General features: G+C 43.4%; 14 protein-coding genes. All 14 read right to left on the bottom strand.

The window, feature by feature from the left end:
• Positions 1-15: 15 nt before the first annotated feature.
• The gene (gene glmM / locus G601_RS0101405) at positions 16-1365 is read right to left on the bottom strand and encodes a phosphoglucosamine mutase (protein WP_026664233.1); all 1350 of its coding nucleotides are present in this window, start codon (positions 1363-1365) and stop codon (positions 16-18) included.
• 15 nt (positions 1366-1380) lie between these two features.
• A complete protein-coding gene (locus G601_RS0101400) occupies positions 1381-2661 on the bottom strand; it encodes a CdaR family protein (RefSeq protein WP_026664232.1) in 1281 nt (426 codons plus the stop codon).
• Positions 2658-3545: a diadenylate cyclase CdaA gene (gene cdaA, locus G601_RS0101395; protein ID WP_026664231.1), complete on the bottom strand. Its 888-nt coding sequence runs from the start codon at positions 3543-3545 to the stop codon at positions 2658-2660. The genes G601_RS0101400 and cdaA overlap by 4 nt, the downstream gene beginning before the upstream one ends.
• 6 nt (positions 3546-3551) lie before the next feature.
• Positions 3552-4517 (bottom strand): hypothetical protein, encoded by a 966-nt coding sequence (locus G601_RS21480; RefSeq protein WP_051200843.1) that lies wholly within the window; start codon positions 4515-4517, stop codon positions 3552-3554.
• A gap of 5 nt (positions 4518-4522) precedes the next feature.
• Positions 4523-4912: a hypothetical protein gene (locus tag G601_RS0101385; RefSeq protein ID WP_026491628.1), complete on the bottom strand. Its 390-nt coding sequence runs from the start codon at positions 4910-4912 to the stop codon at positions 4523-4525.
• A 7-nt stretch (positions 4913-4919) separates the two neighbouring features.
• Positions 4920-5348: a flagellar protein gene (locus G601_RS0101380; RefSeq protein WP_026491629.1), complete on the bottom strand. Its 429-nt coding sequence runs from the start codon at positions 5346-5348 to the stop codon at positions 4920-4922.
• A 29-nt stretch (positions 5349-5377) separates the two neighbouring features.
• Positions 5378-6097 carry a ComF family protein gene (locus G601_RS0101375; RefSeq protein WP_051205459.1) on the bottom strand — a complete coding sequence of 240 codons (720 nt, stop codon included), beginning with the start codon at positions 6095-6097 and terminating at the stop codon, positions 5378-5380.
• Positions 6087-8312: an SF1B family DNA helicase RecD2 gene (gene recD2, locus G601_RS0101370; protein ID WP_026664228.1), complete on the bottom strand. Its 2226-nt coding sequence runs from the start codon at positions 8310-8312 to the stop codon at positions 6087-6089. Before recD2 ends, G601_RS0101375 begins: the two co-directional genes overlap by 11 nt.
• Positions 8313-8415: 103 nt before the next feature.
• On the bottom strand, positions 8416-8793 hold the full coding sequence (locus tag G601_RS0101365) for a rod-binding protein (RefSeq protein ID WP_026491632.1): 378 nt from the start codon (positions 8791-8793) through the stop codon (positions 8416-8418).
• 15 nt (positions 8794-8808) lie between these two features.
• Entirely contained in the window at positions 8809-9636 is an 828-nt protein-coding gene (locus G601_RS0101360; protein ID WP_026491633.1) for a flagellar hook-basal body protein, read from the bottom strand.
• 85 nt (positions 9637-9721) lie between these two features.
• Positions 9722-10582: a flagellar hook-basal body protein gene (locus G601_RS0101355; RefSeq protein ID WP_026491634.1), complete on the bottom strand. Its 861-nt coding sequence runs from the start codon at positions 10580-10582 to the stop codon at positions 9722-9724.
• A 37-nt stretch (positions 10583-10619) separates the two neighbouring features.
• A complete protein-coding gene (locus G601_RS0101350) occupies positions 10620-11612 on the bottom strand; it encodes a rod shape-determining protein (RefSeq protein ID WP_026491635.1) in 993 nt (330 codons plus the stop codon).
• Positions 11613-11817: 205 nt separating this feature from the next.
• The gene (gene uvrA, locus G601_RS0101345; RefSeq protein WP_051200858.1) at positions 11818-14697 is read right to left on the bottom strand and encodes an excinuclease ABC subunit UvrA; all 2880 of its coding nucleotides are present in this window, start codon (positions 14695-14697) and stop codon (positions 11818-11820) included.
• A gap of 49 nt (positions 14698-14746) precedes the next feature.
• The gene (gene uvrB, locus G601_RS0101340; protein ID WP_026664227.1) at positions 14747-16741 is read right to left on the bottom strand and encodes an excinuclease ABC subunit UvrB; all 1995 of its coding nucleotides are present in this window, start codon (positions 16739-16741) and stop codon (positions 14747-14749) included.
• Positions 16742-16774 lie beyond the last annotated feature (33 nt).

Raw genomic sequence — 16774 nt, 5'->3', positions numbered from 1 at the left:
TAAAAGCTGTACGTATTACAGCATTACATCCTGTATCAACTCTGCAAGTTTCTTAGCTTCTTCCTCTATAACCTTCTGGTTTTTACCCTCTATCATTACACGAACAAGAGGCTCTGTTCCTGAAGGTCTGATAAGTACTCTTCCGTCTCCGGCAAATTTCTTCTCGAGCTCCTCGATTGCACTGGCAATCTCAGGATACTCCATGTAATGATCCTTCTTATGTGTAGGTACGGTAGCATTGCAAAGAGCCTGGGGCATAACCTCCATAACCTTTGAAAGCTCAGAAAGCTTTTTACCTGTATCCTTCATAACCTTAAGAAGATGAAGTGCTGATAAAAGTCCATCTCCTGTTGTGTTATCGTCAAGGAAGATAATATGTCCTGACTGCTCTCCGCCGAGATTAGCGCCGATCTCCTTCATGCGCTCAAGAACATATCTGTCTCCGACCTTAGTCTTCTCAATCTTGATTCCTTCACGCTCTCCCATTTTGAAGAAGCCAAGGTTACTCATAACTGTAGCGACAATTGTATCGCCCTTAAGATCTCCTCTGTCCTTCATATGCTTGCCGATGATGGCCATAATCTCATCACCGTCAACAAACTTACCATTCTCGTCAACTGCAAGGAATCTGTCAGCATCTCCGTCAAAAGCAAGACCTATGTCAGCCTTCTCGGTAACAACGCGTCCCATGAGCTCCTCCATATGTGTGGAGCCACAGTTAGCATTGATGTTTGTTCCATCAGGATTGGTGTGGATTGCAATAACCTGCGCACCTGTCTGTCTGATAGTCTCAACTGATGTGTAAGAGCTTGCACCCTCAGCACAGTCCATAACAATCTTGAAACCATCAAGTCTTACATCAACACATGTCAGATTGTGGTTGATATACTCCTCGCGGGCATCTGTGCGGCTCTTGATCTTACCAACACCTGCGCCTGTAGGCATCTTAATACCCTCAAGATTATGCTTAATGAGCTCCTCGATCTCGTCTTCCATAGCATCGGGAAGCTTAAATCCGTTGCCATCAAAGAACTTGATTCCATTGAATTCCATCGGATTATGTGAAGCAGAAATAACTACTCCTGCATCAACGCGATATTTTCTGGTAAGGTATGCAACAGCAGGTGTAGGAAGCACTCCTACGTTTACTACATTTGCACCAACTGAGCAGGCACCAGCCATGAGTGCAGACGCAAGCATATCACCTGAAAGTCTTGTATCGCATCCTACCATGATTGTAGGCTTATGCTTATTTTCCTTAGAAAGCACGTATGCTCCGGCCTGACCGAGCTGCATTGCAAGAAGTGGTGTAAGTTCATCATTAGCTACGCCTCTTACTCCATCTGTTCCAAATAATCTAGACATTTTATCCTCCAAATATCATTCAATCTTCGTTAATCTCACAACAGCATTAACCATGTCACCTGTTGTAACGCCTCCGGGAAGCAGTAACGAAACATTTATATTGTACTCACCTGAGATATCCTCTGCTCCGCTCTCTACCTGTGAAAGATCGGCAACACCTGACACATCCTCAGGTTCAATTTTGTTAACCTTATCGGAAAGTCCGCTGATCAAAAGATCAAAGTTCTTTCCCTCATCAACAAGCTCAGCTTCATAGCCTTCGGGAATATTGGTTATCTCGATCTGACTATAGGGTACGCTGACTGTCTTATCGCTCTTCTTGTCAATATGAGCCACGACTGTTGCGATCCCATTGAAATCTGCATCGCCAAAGCTTACATTGCCAGGCAGATATCCGGACAAATCGATGGTAGTTGTAAGATCACCGGTATATCCTGTGATATCAAGAGCTGCATCTGATACAAAAATTGAATCTATCTTGTTAAGTACTGACATTCTGCCAGCAAGCAGAACATCCTCCGGACTGAATTCAACCTCACCTGTTGCTACATATCCCTCAGCAGGAATACCTGATATCTGATAAGTGATAGGTACTCTCTTTGTAGCAAGAATAGTAACTGACACGCCAACTGAGGAACTACTGAGCTTTAAGTTGTCCTTCGGAACTTCATTACCTTCATCATCATAGAGATGAATCTCTGCATTGGTTCCGATGTTTGTCGTGTAGCCTGTAACCTCTACATTTACCTGAGCATCCTTCACGCTGTCAACAACAGATTCGGCTCCTGTAATTCTGATCTGGTTCTGATCAGTCACAACATCACCTATTATATACCCATCAGTCAAGGTACCTGTCGTTGTAGCAGAAATCGCCAGTGTCTTTGAGGCTCTGTTCTCTATGCTCAGCTCCACAGAATCAATACTTCCGCTAATGCTCTGTATCTGATTACTGTACTTATTGGTTGAAAGCTGAATGGCAACATAATATGTACCATCAATATTTGTTGTATTTTCGAGATCTGCAATAGCAACGATATTCTCCTTGTTAAGAGAATCAACGATGGATCTCGGAGCATAAACGGACACGGTCGATATCACATCGCTGTCCTCAAGCACCTGATATACCTGGTTGTTATCCGTTATGCTGTTTGCATTTCTAAGGGTGACCGGAACATTACTGAATCTAACTGAATCCACCGGGTCACTGATGTTTGTAACAAGGAACCAAAGAATTGCTGCGAATAAAAGTGAAGCAATCTTCAGCCCCAGATTGGCAGTCAAATTGAGCTTCTTCATTTTGCAATCCCTTTCCCTATTATGCTTATCTTGTTCTTCTTATTCTTCTTTTTATCCTTTTTATCTTCAGTGGACTTGTTCTGGATCTGGCGAAGCCTCTCTCTCAAGCGCTCACTATCCACTGCTCTCTCAAGCTCGCCCATGTAAGCGACACTTATTTTTCCTGTCTCCTCGGAAACTATTATCGTAAGGGAATCTGTAACCTCGGATACACCGACACCTGCACGATGTCTTGTTCCAAGCTCCTTACCAAGCTCCATATTGTCTGAAAGAGGAAGATAGCAGGTCGCAGAAGTGATCCTGTCTCCTCTTACTATAACCGCACCATCATGAAGAGGTGTATTGTGCTCAAAGATATTGATAAGAAGCTGGCTTGTAATAATTCCGTCTATATCAATACCCGTTCTCTCATACTCGCTAAGAGATGAAAGCTGCTCTATTACAATGAGCGCACCGGTTCTGACCTTGGCCATCTCAACGCAGGCTCTCACTATCTCGTTAATAGTCTTGTCAGAAAATCTGCCCTCCTCTGTTGCCTCTGTGAAGTTAAACAAACCGTGCAAAAAGTTTCTTCGGCCGATACCTTCAAGTGCCTTCCTGAGCTCCGGCTGCAAAATTACAACCATCGCGGTTACTGCGATACCAAATACATTCTGAACGATCCACAAAATGGTGGACATGTTGAATGCAGCAGCAATAACTATAAAGACAACAATAACTACGACCCCTTTTAACAGGGACCATAGTCTTGTAGTTTTGGCCCAAACCAAAATATGATAGATCAGGAATGCAATTATCAGCATCTCGACGACATCGAGAGCCCTGACCGAAGGCATATGCAGGTTTGTCAGATTGTTTTCAAGAAAAAATCCGATGTGTTGCATCTAAAATTACTCGCCTCTATCCTTGCCTCTGTAGTCTCTACCGGCGTTTGATCCGCTGATTTTCTTAACCTTAGGAGCAGGTGTAGAAACTGTAACCTTCGGAACCGCCTTGACGTAGTAGTAATACTCATCATCCTCAAACTGCACCTTCTCAATTCTCGAATAATCGAGATTGAACGCAAAGAACTGAAGAATCAGGAGTAGTAAAATTGAAATAACAGTCTGTACTATTACTGCTATAAATGAAAGCTCTGTAGAATAAATCATGTCACCAACAAGCAGACAAACAATATCTGCAAGAGCTCCGGCTACTATAGCGATAGTCCAGGCATGATCAATTGACATTCTTCTAATGAAATAAACTATAGCCAGTGTTATGGCAAACGCACCGATAAATACCCACATGCGCTTATTATTCAAAAGCTCGGAAATAACTGTCTGGAACTGGGTAGCAGTCTCCTCGATCTGACCACCTGTAAGAGTTGTGGCACTTCCTGAAATATAATTCACAAGAAAAGCAACCACGATTCCACATGACATTGAAATGATTGATGTGGGTGTTCCCATAAGTCCCAAAGCAATGGGCATCACATAAGGAATGCTGAAATAGAAACACATAGGGGTCAGCATTACCGCGATAGTATCCTTCGGTGAAAATCTGAAATAAAGCAGAAACATCAAAAGAAAGATGATCAGTGCTATAGCTGCACAAAAGATTGAAAGCTTGTAAAGATGTGCAAGAATAAATCCGGCAGAGATGAGCACCATAAAGTTCTGCGGCATAATTGAACACAAAAGTGATGCCATAAGCAGTATGGGCAGCTTTGTCAGATTAGTCTGATATCCAATCTTGTTACTGATCATCGTAAGTGCGATTAATGAAAGTAAAAACTTCCACACGTATGTGATGTACAGTTCGTATTTAACATAAAAATTCTTAATATATTCTCGTATTTCTAGTAAAGATGTCATTTCCCCTATTCCTTTTCATACATTCTTCCCAGCTTTTTAAGGCAGGAATAATATGCCCTCATATTCTTACGCATTCTTCCGTATCGTATAGAATAAATGATGTATGAAATCACTGAGTACACGACTACAAGCGCAACATAATAAACCAGATATTTTCTGGCCGTTGCTGCAATATCCGTGTTGTATATATCCTGAAGTACATCAGAAAAATGATACATCACATAGGCAGCGACCAGTATCAGATAAACCACTGTGGCACTGATGATAGACTTCAGCACCTGGAATCCGACATAGTCGCTGCGAAAGTACGAATTTATAGCGTTATTCTTTTTCCCCTCATGCTGCTCAAAGGCAGCCATCCTGGTCATCAGGATAACTCTCTCCTCGTTTAACATAATATCCTCAGGTTTTAAGAAATTTCATTCCGGAGGTTGCATCCGACTTCTGAGCCTGCTTCTTAGCTATTTCGGCTGCAAGAGCCTGCTGACGCTCCTTAACAGTATTATTCAACGCGTTTGTAACAGTTGCCTTACACTTTGCACATAATCTGCCTGTTGAAATACGAGCACCACAATTCTCACAAGTAATCTGGATAGGTGATCCTTCAGTGAAAACAAGTCTCTCCTCCAAAATCCACTTCTTGAGCTGCTTAGTTGAAACTTCGCATTCTTCGGCTATCTGCTTGATTCCGCTTCCAGGGTTCTCTTCGATATATTTCTTAACCTGCTGGAATTTTTCCTCAATCTCCTTCTTGCAATTCTCGCAGATAACATCACCTACGATATAATTGAACATCTTACCACATCTTGAACAATTACGAATATTACTCATGATATCCTCCTATTTTGCAGTGGTTATTTTCACACCACCTGGCCTATTGCAAGCGTTACAAAGAATATCCTATTCACTCCATGTCTTCGAAATCCCCTGGCTAGCTCATCAATAGTACTGCCGGTCGTGTAAATGTCATCAACAAGGATAATACACTTAAATTCTACATCATTTTCACTTATATTGAAAGCCTTTTTCAAATTTGAACGCCTTTGTGATGCGTCCAAAAGCTTCATTGGAACTGTATCTCTGACTCTGATAACCATGTCATTTATGACAGGTATGTCAAATTGTTTGCCAAGAGCTCTTGCGAATTCCTCCGCCTGATTGTACCCGCGCTTACGCTGCTTTTTCCTGTACATCGGTACCGGAATTATGGCATCTGCATGCATGCTCCTGATGGCTTCTCCCAGATAATTGGCTGCTGCCTCGGCATAAAAATCCGCATATTCTCTTCTTCCCGAATACTTGAATCTGTAGACCGAACCCGAAATGGATCTGTATCTGAAAATACCAAAGCCTCTGTCAAAATAGTGCTTTGTCTTTTCACAGTCAGAACAATACTCCTTATCCGGATCCCCCAGGGGCTTTCCACATTTCATACAGATTATTCTCCCGGCAGGCTTTATTATCTTCCTGCATTCTGGATGTATCAGCCCTTTACCCTGACCTACTATTTCATCACAGACAGGACATCTTCGAGGATACAGAATAGATATGACCCCCTCCTTTATATCCTCAATCTGCACTCATAGCCTCCAGTATTCTCGTCTTTAATCCCGTATATCGCTTGAGCTGCTCCTCATTTTCAATCATAGTGTCCACAGTTTCCTTATTACCAAGGATAACAACGCATTTCTGTGCTCTTGTTACCGCTGTATAGAGGAGATTCCTGTTTAGAAGCATCCTAGGCCCTCCAAGTAGCGGCAATATAACCGCGGGATACTCTGATCCCTGGGACTTATGTATTGTAATGGCATAGGCGTGCTCAAGGTCATCAAGCTCTGAAAAAGGATAGGTTACCTGTCTTCCTTCATCAAACTCAACCACCAGCTCCTTCATAACCGTATTTATCTCTTTTACAACTCCCATATCGCCGTTGAATATACCAAGTCCCTTTTCAACCGTAATTCCGAATTTCCCCAGTATCTCCCACTCGGCCTGGTAGTTGTTATGGATCTGCATGACCCTGTCCCCAACTCTTATTACTCTCTCTCCGTGAACATATTCCTTTTTATGTTCATCCGCAGGATTTAAGTATCTCTGTAGCACCGCGTTCAGTGTCTGGGCACCAAGAGGACCTCTTTTCATTGGTGTAAGCACCTGTATGTCGCTGCTTGTGGCTTCAACATAGCCCGGAAGCTTATCCCTTATCAGTTCGATCATATGCTTGTAGATGACATCCGCATTATCTCTTTTCAGAAAAAAGAAATCCTTGCTCTTGTTATCCATCTTGATCTGGCTGCCATCCTTGATTTTATGGGCATTCATGACAATATCACTCTGCTTTGCCTGCCTGAAAATCTTCTGAAGAGTAATAGTAGTAAACTGTCCGCTCTCTATAAGGTCATGAAGCACCTGTCCCGGGCCAACGCTCGGAAGCTGTGAGCTGTCTCCCACAAGGATCAGGTGAGTTCCGGGAAGAACCGCTTTAAGCAGAGCTGAAAAAAGATGCATATCAACCATGGACATCTCATCGATTATGATCGCGTCTGCTTCCAGAGGATTATCCGCATTCTTGTCAAAATGGATCCTGGCTCTGTCAGCGTTATCGTCAGAGAGTCCTGCCCCGCCTACTCCAAGAAGCCTGTGTATCGTATAGGCTTCATAACCGGTTGCCTCCTTCATACGCTTGGCAGCTCTTCCCGTAGGCGCAGCAAGAAGAATCTCCATCTGCTCCTCGGCATAATATTCAATTATGGTATTTATGGTCGTGGTTTTTCCCGTTCCAGGTCCACCGGTGATTATTACAACACCGTTCTTTGCACTTGCCGCAGCTGCTTTTCTCTGAAGATCATCAAGCTCTATGTCTCGCCTTTTCTCGATACTCTTTATTCTCTCAAGCAGTGCTGCATCAGAGGTGCCTGACACCTGAAGATTAAGCTCCTTTAGCATGACCGCTATAGCCTGCTCCTCATAGAAAAAAGAAGAAGCATACACCTCATCCTCTCCTCGGTAGATGAGCTTCCTTTCAACCATCAGATTGTCCATCTGAAGAGTTACGTTATCCTTTTGTACCCCAAGGAGCTGCACGCATTTTGTTAGCAGCTCTTCTCTTGGCAAAAAGCTGTGGCCATCAGCTGATGCTTCCAATAGCACATACAGTATACCGCTTCTTATTCTGTAATCTGAATCAACGCTTATTCCTACTCTGGATGCTATTTCATCAGCCGTTTTAAAGCCTATTCCTTCGATATCATCCGCCAGCTTGTATGGATTCTCTTTTAGTATCCTATAGACCTGGGCTCCGTATTTCTCATATATTCTGACTGACATATTGCCTGTAATTCCATAGCCGGACATAAAAACGAAGGCATCTCGCATTTCTCTTTTTTCTGTAAGCTGAATAGCAATATCCCTAGCCTTCTTCTCACTTATGCCCTTAATCTCTGCCAGTCTTTCAGGTTCATCTTCAATTATCCTGAAGGTATCTTTTCCAAACTTCTTTACAATTCTTCGGGCCATTGTCTCGCCAATTCCTTTGATGGCGCCTGACCCAAGATATCTCTCCATGGATTCCGTATCATCTGGAGCAGCTATTTTATAGCTGCTGACCTTGATCTGTTCTCCATAGACAGGATGCTCTGTCATTTCTCCTTCAATCTCAAGAGTATCCCCTTCATCCACGTCCACGAAGCTTCCGACGCAGGTAATCTCCTCGCCGTCAGAGACAAAAACCATTACCCCATAGGTTTTGTCCGGACTTCTGTATATAAAATGATCTATATATCCCTTTACTTCCATCTTCCTCCCTGAATTGACCAAAAGTATTCCTGATTCAAAAATAGACAAAGAGCCGCAAGCGACTCTTTGCAAAGAACAAATTATCTATTCACTTGATCATGTTTTAAATGTTATAGTTTCTCTTCATGTTCTCATAAAGCATCTGCGCAAGTCCTACGCTCTGGGTATCTGCTCCTGTAGATGCTATGTCCTGAATGGTGAGATCCTTGAAATAGTCAACCATTTTGCCCATGGATCCCGACTCATCCTTACTGAATACCTTGGTGGTATTCTCATAGCCCTTATAGATCTGCTCCATAAAGTACGCCTCGAACTGCTTGCAGGCATCCATAAGCTCCTTATCAACCTCAGCCTTATCCTCATCTGTCTGGATTCTTCTCACCTTGGATGCTGCTGAATTGATCTTATCGGAAGCAGCCTGACTGCTGGCATATTGCGAAATCCCTGTTAAGTTATTTATAGAATTCATATCAATTGCCATATCTTACACCCTTAATTATCTCTTAAGTCCGTTTGCAGTCTGCATCATTTCATCAGTAGTTGTAATAGCTGTTGAGTTCATCTCGTAAGCTCTCTGAGCAACGATCAGGTTAACCATCTCTGTTGCTACATTAACATTTGAACCCTCCAGGTATCCCTGAACTACTGTACTTCTTCTAATACCCTGAGTGGTAGCTTCGGGAAGTGCATTACCGCTGGCCATAGTAGCCATGAAGCTTGTATCTCCAACTCTCTCCAGGCCTTCAGCATTTCTGAACTGGAAAAGAGCTATTGTTCCGATATCCTGCCTTTCCTGGTTAGCATTGAGATAATAAAGATTACCCTCTGCATCACAGGTTATGTCTGTTGCCTTAACTGTCTGATCGGTAACTACCAGCGGATTACCATCTACTCCGATAACAGGATTACCTTCGGAGGTTGTGAGCTCCAGAGTGTTTGCCTCTGTAAGTGCCCATACAAAGTTACCGTTTCTTGTATATCTGATATTGTTCTGATTTAAATCCTGAGCATCTGTTGAATATGCAAAGAATCCATCACCCTGAATAGCAAATGCAGAGCTTGAATCATTGTCCTGCAGATTGCCCTGTGAAAAGAACTGATTTATTGATGAAACTCTTACACCGAGTCCTACATCCGAATTAACAGGTGATCCTGTTGTCTGCACCGTCTTGGTTTTCAGCTCCTGATACAGAAGTGATTTGAACTTTGCACTCTGTGCCTTGTAACCTGCGGAGTTAACATTTGCAAGGTTATTTGCGATGGTGTCTACATTTGTCTGCTGAGCATTCATTCCTGATGCTGCTGTCCATAAGCTTCTTACCATAAAAATACCTCCTAGCTAAAAAACCATACTCTGCCATTAATTATTTCGGCTACTTAGTCCGATTTATTAAGACCTGCGTGGTTTTTTACTGTACCTTTCCGAGCTGATTAACCGCTATATCCAGTGTATCCTCTTCTGCCTGCATCACCTTGGAATTAGTCTCGTAATTCCTCTGAATCGAAATGATATTAACCATTTCATCCACAACGCTGACATTTGAAGCTTCCAAATATCCCTGATTAACGGTTGCATTTGCTTCAGCAGCAGTAGTAGATACCACCTGTGCACCTCCATCACCAATGATGAAAGCGTTATCCTGATATCTCTGTAAAAACTGAGGAGAATCAAATCTCGCAACCTGTATCGTCGATACAACATTTTGATTTTGAACAATTCTGCCGTCCTGCAAAATTGTGGAATCCGAATTAGGATCAAGCTGAATGGGATTATTGTTGACATCCAGGACATTATTACCCTCGCTGGTGACTAAGTAGCCATCCTGCGTAAGGGTAAAATTACCGTCTCTGGTATATTTGATAAGCTGCCCTCCGCCATCAGGATCATCTGAAGCGAATGAGGTAGCAAAAAATGCATTACCGCCGGCGCCCATATTATCATTAACCATTTGGTCGTCGACATCAGGAAGTCCGTTGTTAAGAGCAACGTCATAGGTCTGGCCTGTCTGTCTGAGGCCTCCCTGTTCGAAGTTAGTATATGATCCCGCAAGCTTTACGCCGGGGTTCATCAGTCCCAGCCTTCTGGCAGTCCAGGGCGCATCAGAATAGTCCTTGATCTTCAATCCGAGAAGATCACGAAAAGACTGACTAACCGAGCGTTCCTCCTTGAAACCGGTAGAATTCACATTGGCGAGATTATTAGTCTCGATATCCATGCGCTTCTGTTCGTTTACCATGCCTGTGTACGCTGTGTAAAGACCTTTTACCATATACTATCCCCTATTAATTTTTTTGAACATCACGAAATTAAATTTCTTTATATCCGGCAAGGAACTCAACGTAACGTCCTGTTCCGATAGCAACCGCTGTCATGGGATCCTCCGCAGTAACAGTATTGATACCTGTCTTAGATGCGATAAGATCATCCAGTCCACGAAGAAGGCTACCGCCACCGGTAAGAACAATTCCTCTGTCTGCTATATCTGCAGCAAGTTCCGGAGGAGTTCTCTCAAGTACGCCGTGGATAGCTTCTACGATCTGAGCTGTTGTCTCACGTAAAGCTTCCTCTGTTTCCTCTGAGGATACCTTAACAGTCTTGGGAAGACCTGTTACAAGGTTACGTCCTCTAACATCCATATAATCAGCTTCAGCTCTGGGATATGCTGCACCAATCTTGATCTTGATATCCTCAGCAGTTCTCTCACCGATAAGGAGATTGTGCTTTTTACGCATATATCTGACTATAGCTTCATCAAAATCATCACCCGCGATCTTAACTGATGTGCTGACAACTGTTCCTCCAAGAGAGATAACAGCGATATCAGATGTACCACCACCTATATCAACAATCATATTACCGCAGGGCTTGGTAATATCTATTCCTGCACCGATAGCAGCTGCAATAGGCTCCTCGATGATACGGACATCTCTTGCGCCCGCCATAAGGGTAGCATCCTCAACTGCCTTACGCTCAACCTCTGTAACTCCACTGGGTACGCAAACAGCGATAAGTGGTTTACGGAAGGTTCTGTGTCCAATAGCCTTGGTGATGAAATACTTCATCATCTGCTCAGTAACTTTATAATCTGAAATAACACCCTGTCTAAGAGGTCTGACTGCAACAATGTTGCCGGGTGTACGTCCAAGCATAAGTCTGGCATCTTCGCCAATAGCCTTGATCTTCTCTGTGTCCCTGTCATACGCAACAACTGAGGGCTCTTTTAAAACGACACCCTTACCACGGATGTAAACAAGGATACTTGCTGTTCCTAAATCAATACCTATGTCTGTATACTGCATGAAATCTATTACCCCTTTCTGGAAATAAGGCTCAGAGCGCATAGTCGCTCACATTAACTATTAAAAGATATAATTCATTAAGCATTATAAACCAATGGGGCGATATTTTAAACACAAAATAACATTTTTTTCATATGCCACATTCATGTCAGTAGTTATATCGGCAGTACTTTATAAAAACTTTATACTTTTTTGCAAAAAATTTTTATTTTTTCTCCAGCATTTTTTTGATGTAGGCTCCGGTATAAGATTCCTTACATTTCGCAACCTGCTCGGGTGTTCCCTGGCTGACAACCGTTCCGCCTCCGGATCCGCCCTCAGGCCCCATATCGATGATATAGTCACCTGTTTTTATCACGTCCAGATTATGCTCGATAACAACTACTGTGTTACCTGCATCCACAAGATCATGAAGTATCTTTACAAGCTTTTGCACATCAGCAAAATGAAGTCCCGTAGTAGGCTCATCAAGAATGTATATGGTCTTACCTGTACTTGCTCTTGATAACTCCGTGGCAAGCTTTATTCTCTGAGCTTCACCACCTGAGAGCTCTGTTGAAGGCTGGCCGAGCTTAACATAACCAAGTCCTACATCATAGAGAGTCTTGATCTTTCTCTTTATGGTCTTGATATTTTCAAAGAAAGGAAGCGCCTCTTCTACTGTCATATTGAGCACATCATAAATATTCTTGCCCTTATAATGTACCTCCAGAGTCTCTCTGTTATATCTCTTACCTCCGCAGACCTCACATGGAACATATACATCAGGAAGGAAATGCATCTCTATCTTGATGATTCCGTCTCCGCCGCAGGCTTCACATCTTCCGCCCTTAACGTTAAATGAAAATCTTCCCTTTTTATAGCCTCTGGTCTTGGCATCAGGAGTACCTGCAAAAAGATCTCTTATCATATCAAACACGCCAGTATAGGTTGCAGGGTTTGATCTGGGAGTTCTTCCGATGGGTGACTGGTCTATTGCTATGACTTTGTCAAGCTGCTCTATTCCTTCAATTCCTTTATGCTTTCCAGGAATACAACGGGCGCGGTTTAAGTCTCTCTCAAGGTGCTTATAGAGAATCTCATTTACAAGTGAGCTCTTTCCTGAGCCTGACACACCTGTAACAATAGTAAGCACTCCCAGAGGAAACTTAACATCAATATTCTTAAGGTTATTTTCCTCTGCTCCTTTTACCTTTAGCCATCCGGTAGGCTTTCTTCTATGCTCGGGAACCTCTATCTTAAGCTTTCCTGAAAGATACTGACCGGTAATGGATTCCGGAACCTTCATTATCTCTTCCGCTGTTCCTGCAGCAACAATCTCACCTCCGTGAGCGCCTGCACCGGGGCCGACATCAACGATATAATCCGCAGCTCTCATGGTGTCCTCATCATGCTCAACCACGATAAGTGTATTACCAAGATCCCTCAGATTTTTCAGAGTATTAAGAAGCTTGTCGTTATCCCTCTGGTGCAGTCCGATACTGGGCTCATCCAGTATGTAGCATACTCCGCAAAGGCCTGACCCTATCTGAGTCGCAAGCCTTATTCGCTGAGCTTCACCGCCGGACAGAGTTCCTGTTGCTCTGGAAAGAGACAGATAATCAAGACCCACGTCGATAAGGAAGCCTACTCTGGCTCTTATCTCCTTTAGAACCTGCGCACCGATGAGCTCCTGCTGCTTTGTGAGCTTTAAGCCTTCAAGATATTCATGAAGATCACCTATAGACATAGATGTTATCTCAAAAATATTCTTGTCATCTATAGTAACTGCTAGAGAATCTGCCTTAAGTCTCTGACCCTTACATGCAGGGCAGGGCGTAATTCTCATATACTGCTCATACTCAGCCTTCTGGTTCTCAGAAAAGGTCTCTCTGTATCTCTGCTCAACATTTTTGATAAGGCCATCAAAGGTAATGGGATATCTTCCCTCACCTCGCTGACCCGAGTATGCAACAGTAACCTCTCTGTCTGCTCCATGCACCAGCATATCTCTCACCTTTGCAGAAAGCTTTTCAAAGGGCGTATCAAGACTGAACTTATATTCCTTGGCGAGGGCTCTAAGGATCGCGTTACTAAAGCTTCCCTCTTTGTTTGAGGACTGCCATCCCATAACCTGGAAGCATCCTTCATTAATAGAAAGAGACTTATCCGGGATCATCAGATCCTCGTCGAATTCCATCTTATATCCAAGACCCGTACACTCAGGACATGCGCCAAAAGGATTGTTAAAGGAAAAGCTTCTGGGCTCTATCTCTGAGATACTGATTCCACAGTCAGGACAAGCAAAGCTCTGACTGAAATTCATTGGCTTTCCGTCAATTACATCAACCGTCAGAAGGCCTTCTGCAAGATTAAGAGCACTCTCAATTGAATCAGTAAGGCGTCCCCTTAGCTCCTCTGTGTCCTCCCTGATCACAAGTCTGTCCACGATTATCTCAATATTATGCTTGATATTTTTATCGAGCTTAATCTCCTCTGAGAGATCATACTGGCTGTCATCAATTCTCACACGAACAAAGCCGGCTCTCTTAGCTCTGTCCAGAACCTTGGCATGTTCACCCTTTCTTCCTCTTACAACAGGTGCAAGAATCTGAAATCTTGTGGATACAGGAAGTGCCAGAATCTGGTCTGCCATCTCATCAACGCTCTGCCTTCTGATCTCCCTTCCGCAATTAGGACAGTGCGGAACGCCTATGCGGGCATAGAGCAGTCTGAAGTGATCATATATCTCCGTAACAGTTCCCACCGTTGATCTGGGATTTCTGTTTGTAGACTTCTGATCTATTGAAATTGTAGGAGACAGTCCCTCTATTTTCTCAACATCAGGCTTATCCATCTGCCCCAGGAACATTCTTGCATAAGAAGACAGTGATTCCATGTATCTTCTCTGTCCCTCCGCAAAGATGGTATCAAATGCCAGTGATGACTTTCCCGAACCGGAAAGACCTGTGAAAACAGTGAGCGTGTCCCTTGGTATATTAACCTTAATATGCTTGAGGTTATGTTCATTCGCACCGCGAACACGAATATAGTCGTGAATATCGTCAGATAAAATTCTCTTAGCTGTAGTATTCTTTTTAGTCATATGTGTATTATCCGCCATTTTTTCTCCTTCGCCCTTACAAAGATAAAGATCACTTTCCTCCTGTTACTTCCAGGAGATGCTTTTTAAGGTCAATCATCTGATCTCTCAGCATAGCAGCTGTCTCGAAGTCAAGCTCTGTAGCAGCTCTCTTCATGCGCTTCTCGACATCCTTGATAACCTTCTCAAGCTCCTTCCTATCCATTGATTCAGGATCCTTCTCGAACTGAACCTCCTGCTTCGCAACAGCCTTGGTGACACTTATAAGATCACGGACTGCCTTGCGGATTGTCTGAGGTGTTATTCCATGGACTTCGTTATATTCCTGCTGAATCTTCCTTCTTCGCTCCGTAATCTCGATAGCGTTCTTCATGGAGTCAGTCATATTGTCAGCGTACATGATAACGTGTCCGTCTGCATTTCTTGCAGCTCTTCCGATTGTCTGGATCAGTGATGTCTCAGACCTGAGGAACCCTTCCTTATCAGCATCGATTATCGCAACCAGCGATATCTCAGGAATATCCAGACCCTCTCTCAAAAGGTTGATTCCCACAAGAACATCAAATACATCAAGTCGCATATCGCGAATTATCTGTGCTCTCTCAAGGGTATCGATATCTGAGTGCATATACTTAACCCTGATTCCGGTCTCAGCAAGGTATTCCGTAAGATCCTCTGCCATTTTCTTCGTAAGAGTTGTAACGAGGACCTTGCTCTTCTTAGCTGTCTCCTTATTGATCTCCGTGATCAGATCATCAATCTGTCCCTCTACAGGTCTAACGGATATCTCGGGATCCAGAAGTCCCGTAGGTCTTATTATCTGCTCAGCGCGCAAAAGCTCATGCTCAGCCTCGTAAGGTCCGGGAGTAGCTGAACAGAACAGCATCTGATCTATATGCGTCTCGAATTCTTCAAAATTAAGAGGCCTGTTATCAAGAGCCGAGGGGAGTCTGAAGCCGTAATCAACAAGCGTGGTCTTACGGGATCTGTCTCCGTGGTACATAGCTCCTATCTGCGGAATCGTCATATGTGACTCATCCACAATTATCAAAAACTCTCCGTCAAAAAAGTCCATCAGCGTAAGCGGTGGTTCCCCGGGCTTTGCAAAATTAAGATGCCTTGAGTAGTTCTCGATACCGGAGCAGAACCCCGTCTCTCTCATCATCTCCACATCAAAATTCGTGCGCTCCGCAATTCTCTGAGCCTCTATAAGCTTGTCCTCACTCTTAAAGAACTTAACCTGCTCATCGAGCTCAGCCTCAATATTCTGGCAGGCAAGATTTATCTTTTCCTGGGGTACAACATAATGAGATGCAGGGTAAATCATCACATGGGACAGCTCACTTTTAATAGTGCCTGTCACCGGCTCAACCTCGCAGATTCTGTCTATCTCATCACCAAACAGCTCTATTCTTATGAGATAATCATCAGCCTGTGCAGGGAAAATCTCGATGGTGTCTCCTCTTACTCTGAAATTACATCTGTTTATATCAAGGTCATTCCTTGTGTACTGAATCGCCACCAAATCCTTAAGTATCTGATCTCTGCTCCTCTCCATACCGGGTCTTAGTGAAATTGACATCCCCTTAAATTCATCAGGACTACCCAGACCGTATATGCAGGATACGCTGGCAACAACAATGACATCCTTCCTCTCTGTAAGGGAAGCGGTTGCAGAAAGCCTCAGCTTATCTATCTCATCATTTATGGCAGAATCCTTCGCAATATATGTATCCGTCTGAGGTACGTAAGCTTCAGGCTGATAGTAATCATAGTAGGACACGAAATACTCGACAGCATTATTTGGGAAAAATTCCTTGAATTCTCCATAGAGCTGCCCCGCCAGTGTCTTGTTATGGCTTATGACAAGTGTGGGCTTATTAAGTGCCTGTATTACATTAGCCATGGCAAAGGTCTTACCGGAGCCGGTGACACCCTGAAGGGTCTCAAACTGATTACCGCTCTTAAATCCATTTACCAGCTTCTCTATGGCCTGGGGCTGATCCCCGGTGGGCTTATACTCAGATTTTAGTTCAAAATGATCCATGAGTTTTCCTCTTTTGTTATCCGAACATATTTT

Origin of the sequence: Butyrivibrio sp. FC2001, from assembly GCF_000424125.1 — a bacterium.
Lineage (GTDB): Bacteria > Bacillota > Clostridia > Lachnospirales > Lachnospiraceae > Butyrivibrio.
Note: the sequence above shows the minus strand (reverse complement) of the source record. Positions and strands in the feature narration are given on the sequence as shown.

Bases quoted from the DNA above. Each gene is read 5' to 3' on its own strand.
- glmM (WP_026664233.1), bottom strand. From the start codon at position 1,365: ATGTCTAGATTATTTGGAACAGATGGAGTAAGAGGCGTAGCTAATGAT.
- G601_RS0101400 (WP_026664232.1), bottom strand. From the start codon at position 2,661: ATGAAGAAGCTCAATTTGACTGCCAATCTGGGGCTGAAGATTGCTTCA.
- cdaA (WP_026664231.1), bottom strand. From the start codon at position 3,545: ATGCAACACATCGGATTTTTTCTTGAAAACAATCTGACAAACCTGCAT.
- G601_RS21480 (WP_051200843.1), bottom strand. From the start codon at position 4,517: ATGACATCTTTACTAGAAATACGAGAATATATTAAGAATTTTTATGTT.
- G601_RS0101385 (WP_026491628.1), bottom strand. From the start codon at position 4,912: ATGTTAAACGAGGAGAGAGTTATCCTGATGACCAGGATGGCTGCCTTT.
- G601_RS0101380 (WP_026491629.1), bottom strand. From the start codon at position 5,348: ATGAGTAATATTCGTAATTGTTCAAGATGTGGTAAGATGTTCAATTAT.
- recD2 (WP_026664228.1), bottom strand. From the start codon at position 8,312: ATGGAAGTAAAGGGATATATAGATCATTTTATATACAGAAGTCCGGAC.
- G601_RS0101365 (WP_026491632.1), bottom strand. From the start codon at position 8,793: ATGGCAATTGATATGAATTCTATAAATAACTTAACAGGGATTTCGCAA.
- G601_RS0101360 (WP_026491633.1), bottom strand. From the start codon at position 9,636: ATGGTAAGAAGCTTATGGACAGCAGCATCAGGAATGAATGCTCAGCAG.
- G601_RS0101355 (WP_026491634.1), bottom strand. From the start codon at position 10,582: ATGGTAAAAGGTCTTTACACAGCGTACACAGGCATGGTAAACGAACAG.
- G601_RS0101350 (WP_026491635.1), bottom strand. From the start codon at position 11,612: ATGCAGTATACAGACATAGGTATTGATTTAGGAACAGCAAGTATCCTT.
- uvrA (WP_051200858.1), bottom strand. From the start codon at position 14,697: ATGACTAAAAAGAATACTACAGCTAAGAGAATTTTATCTGACGATATT.
- uvrB (WP_026664227.1), bottom strand. From the start codon at position 16,741: ATGGATCATTTTGAACTAAAATCTGAGTATAAGCCCACCGGGGATCAG.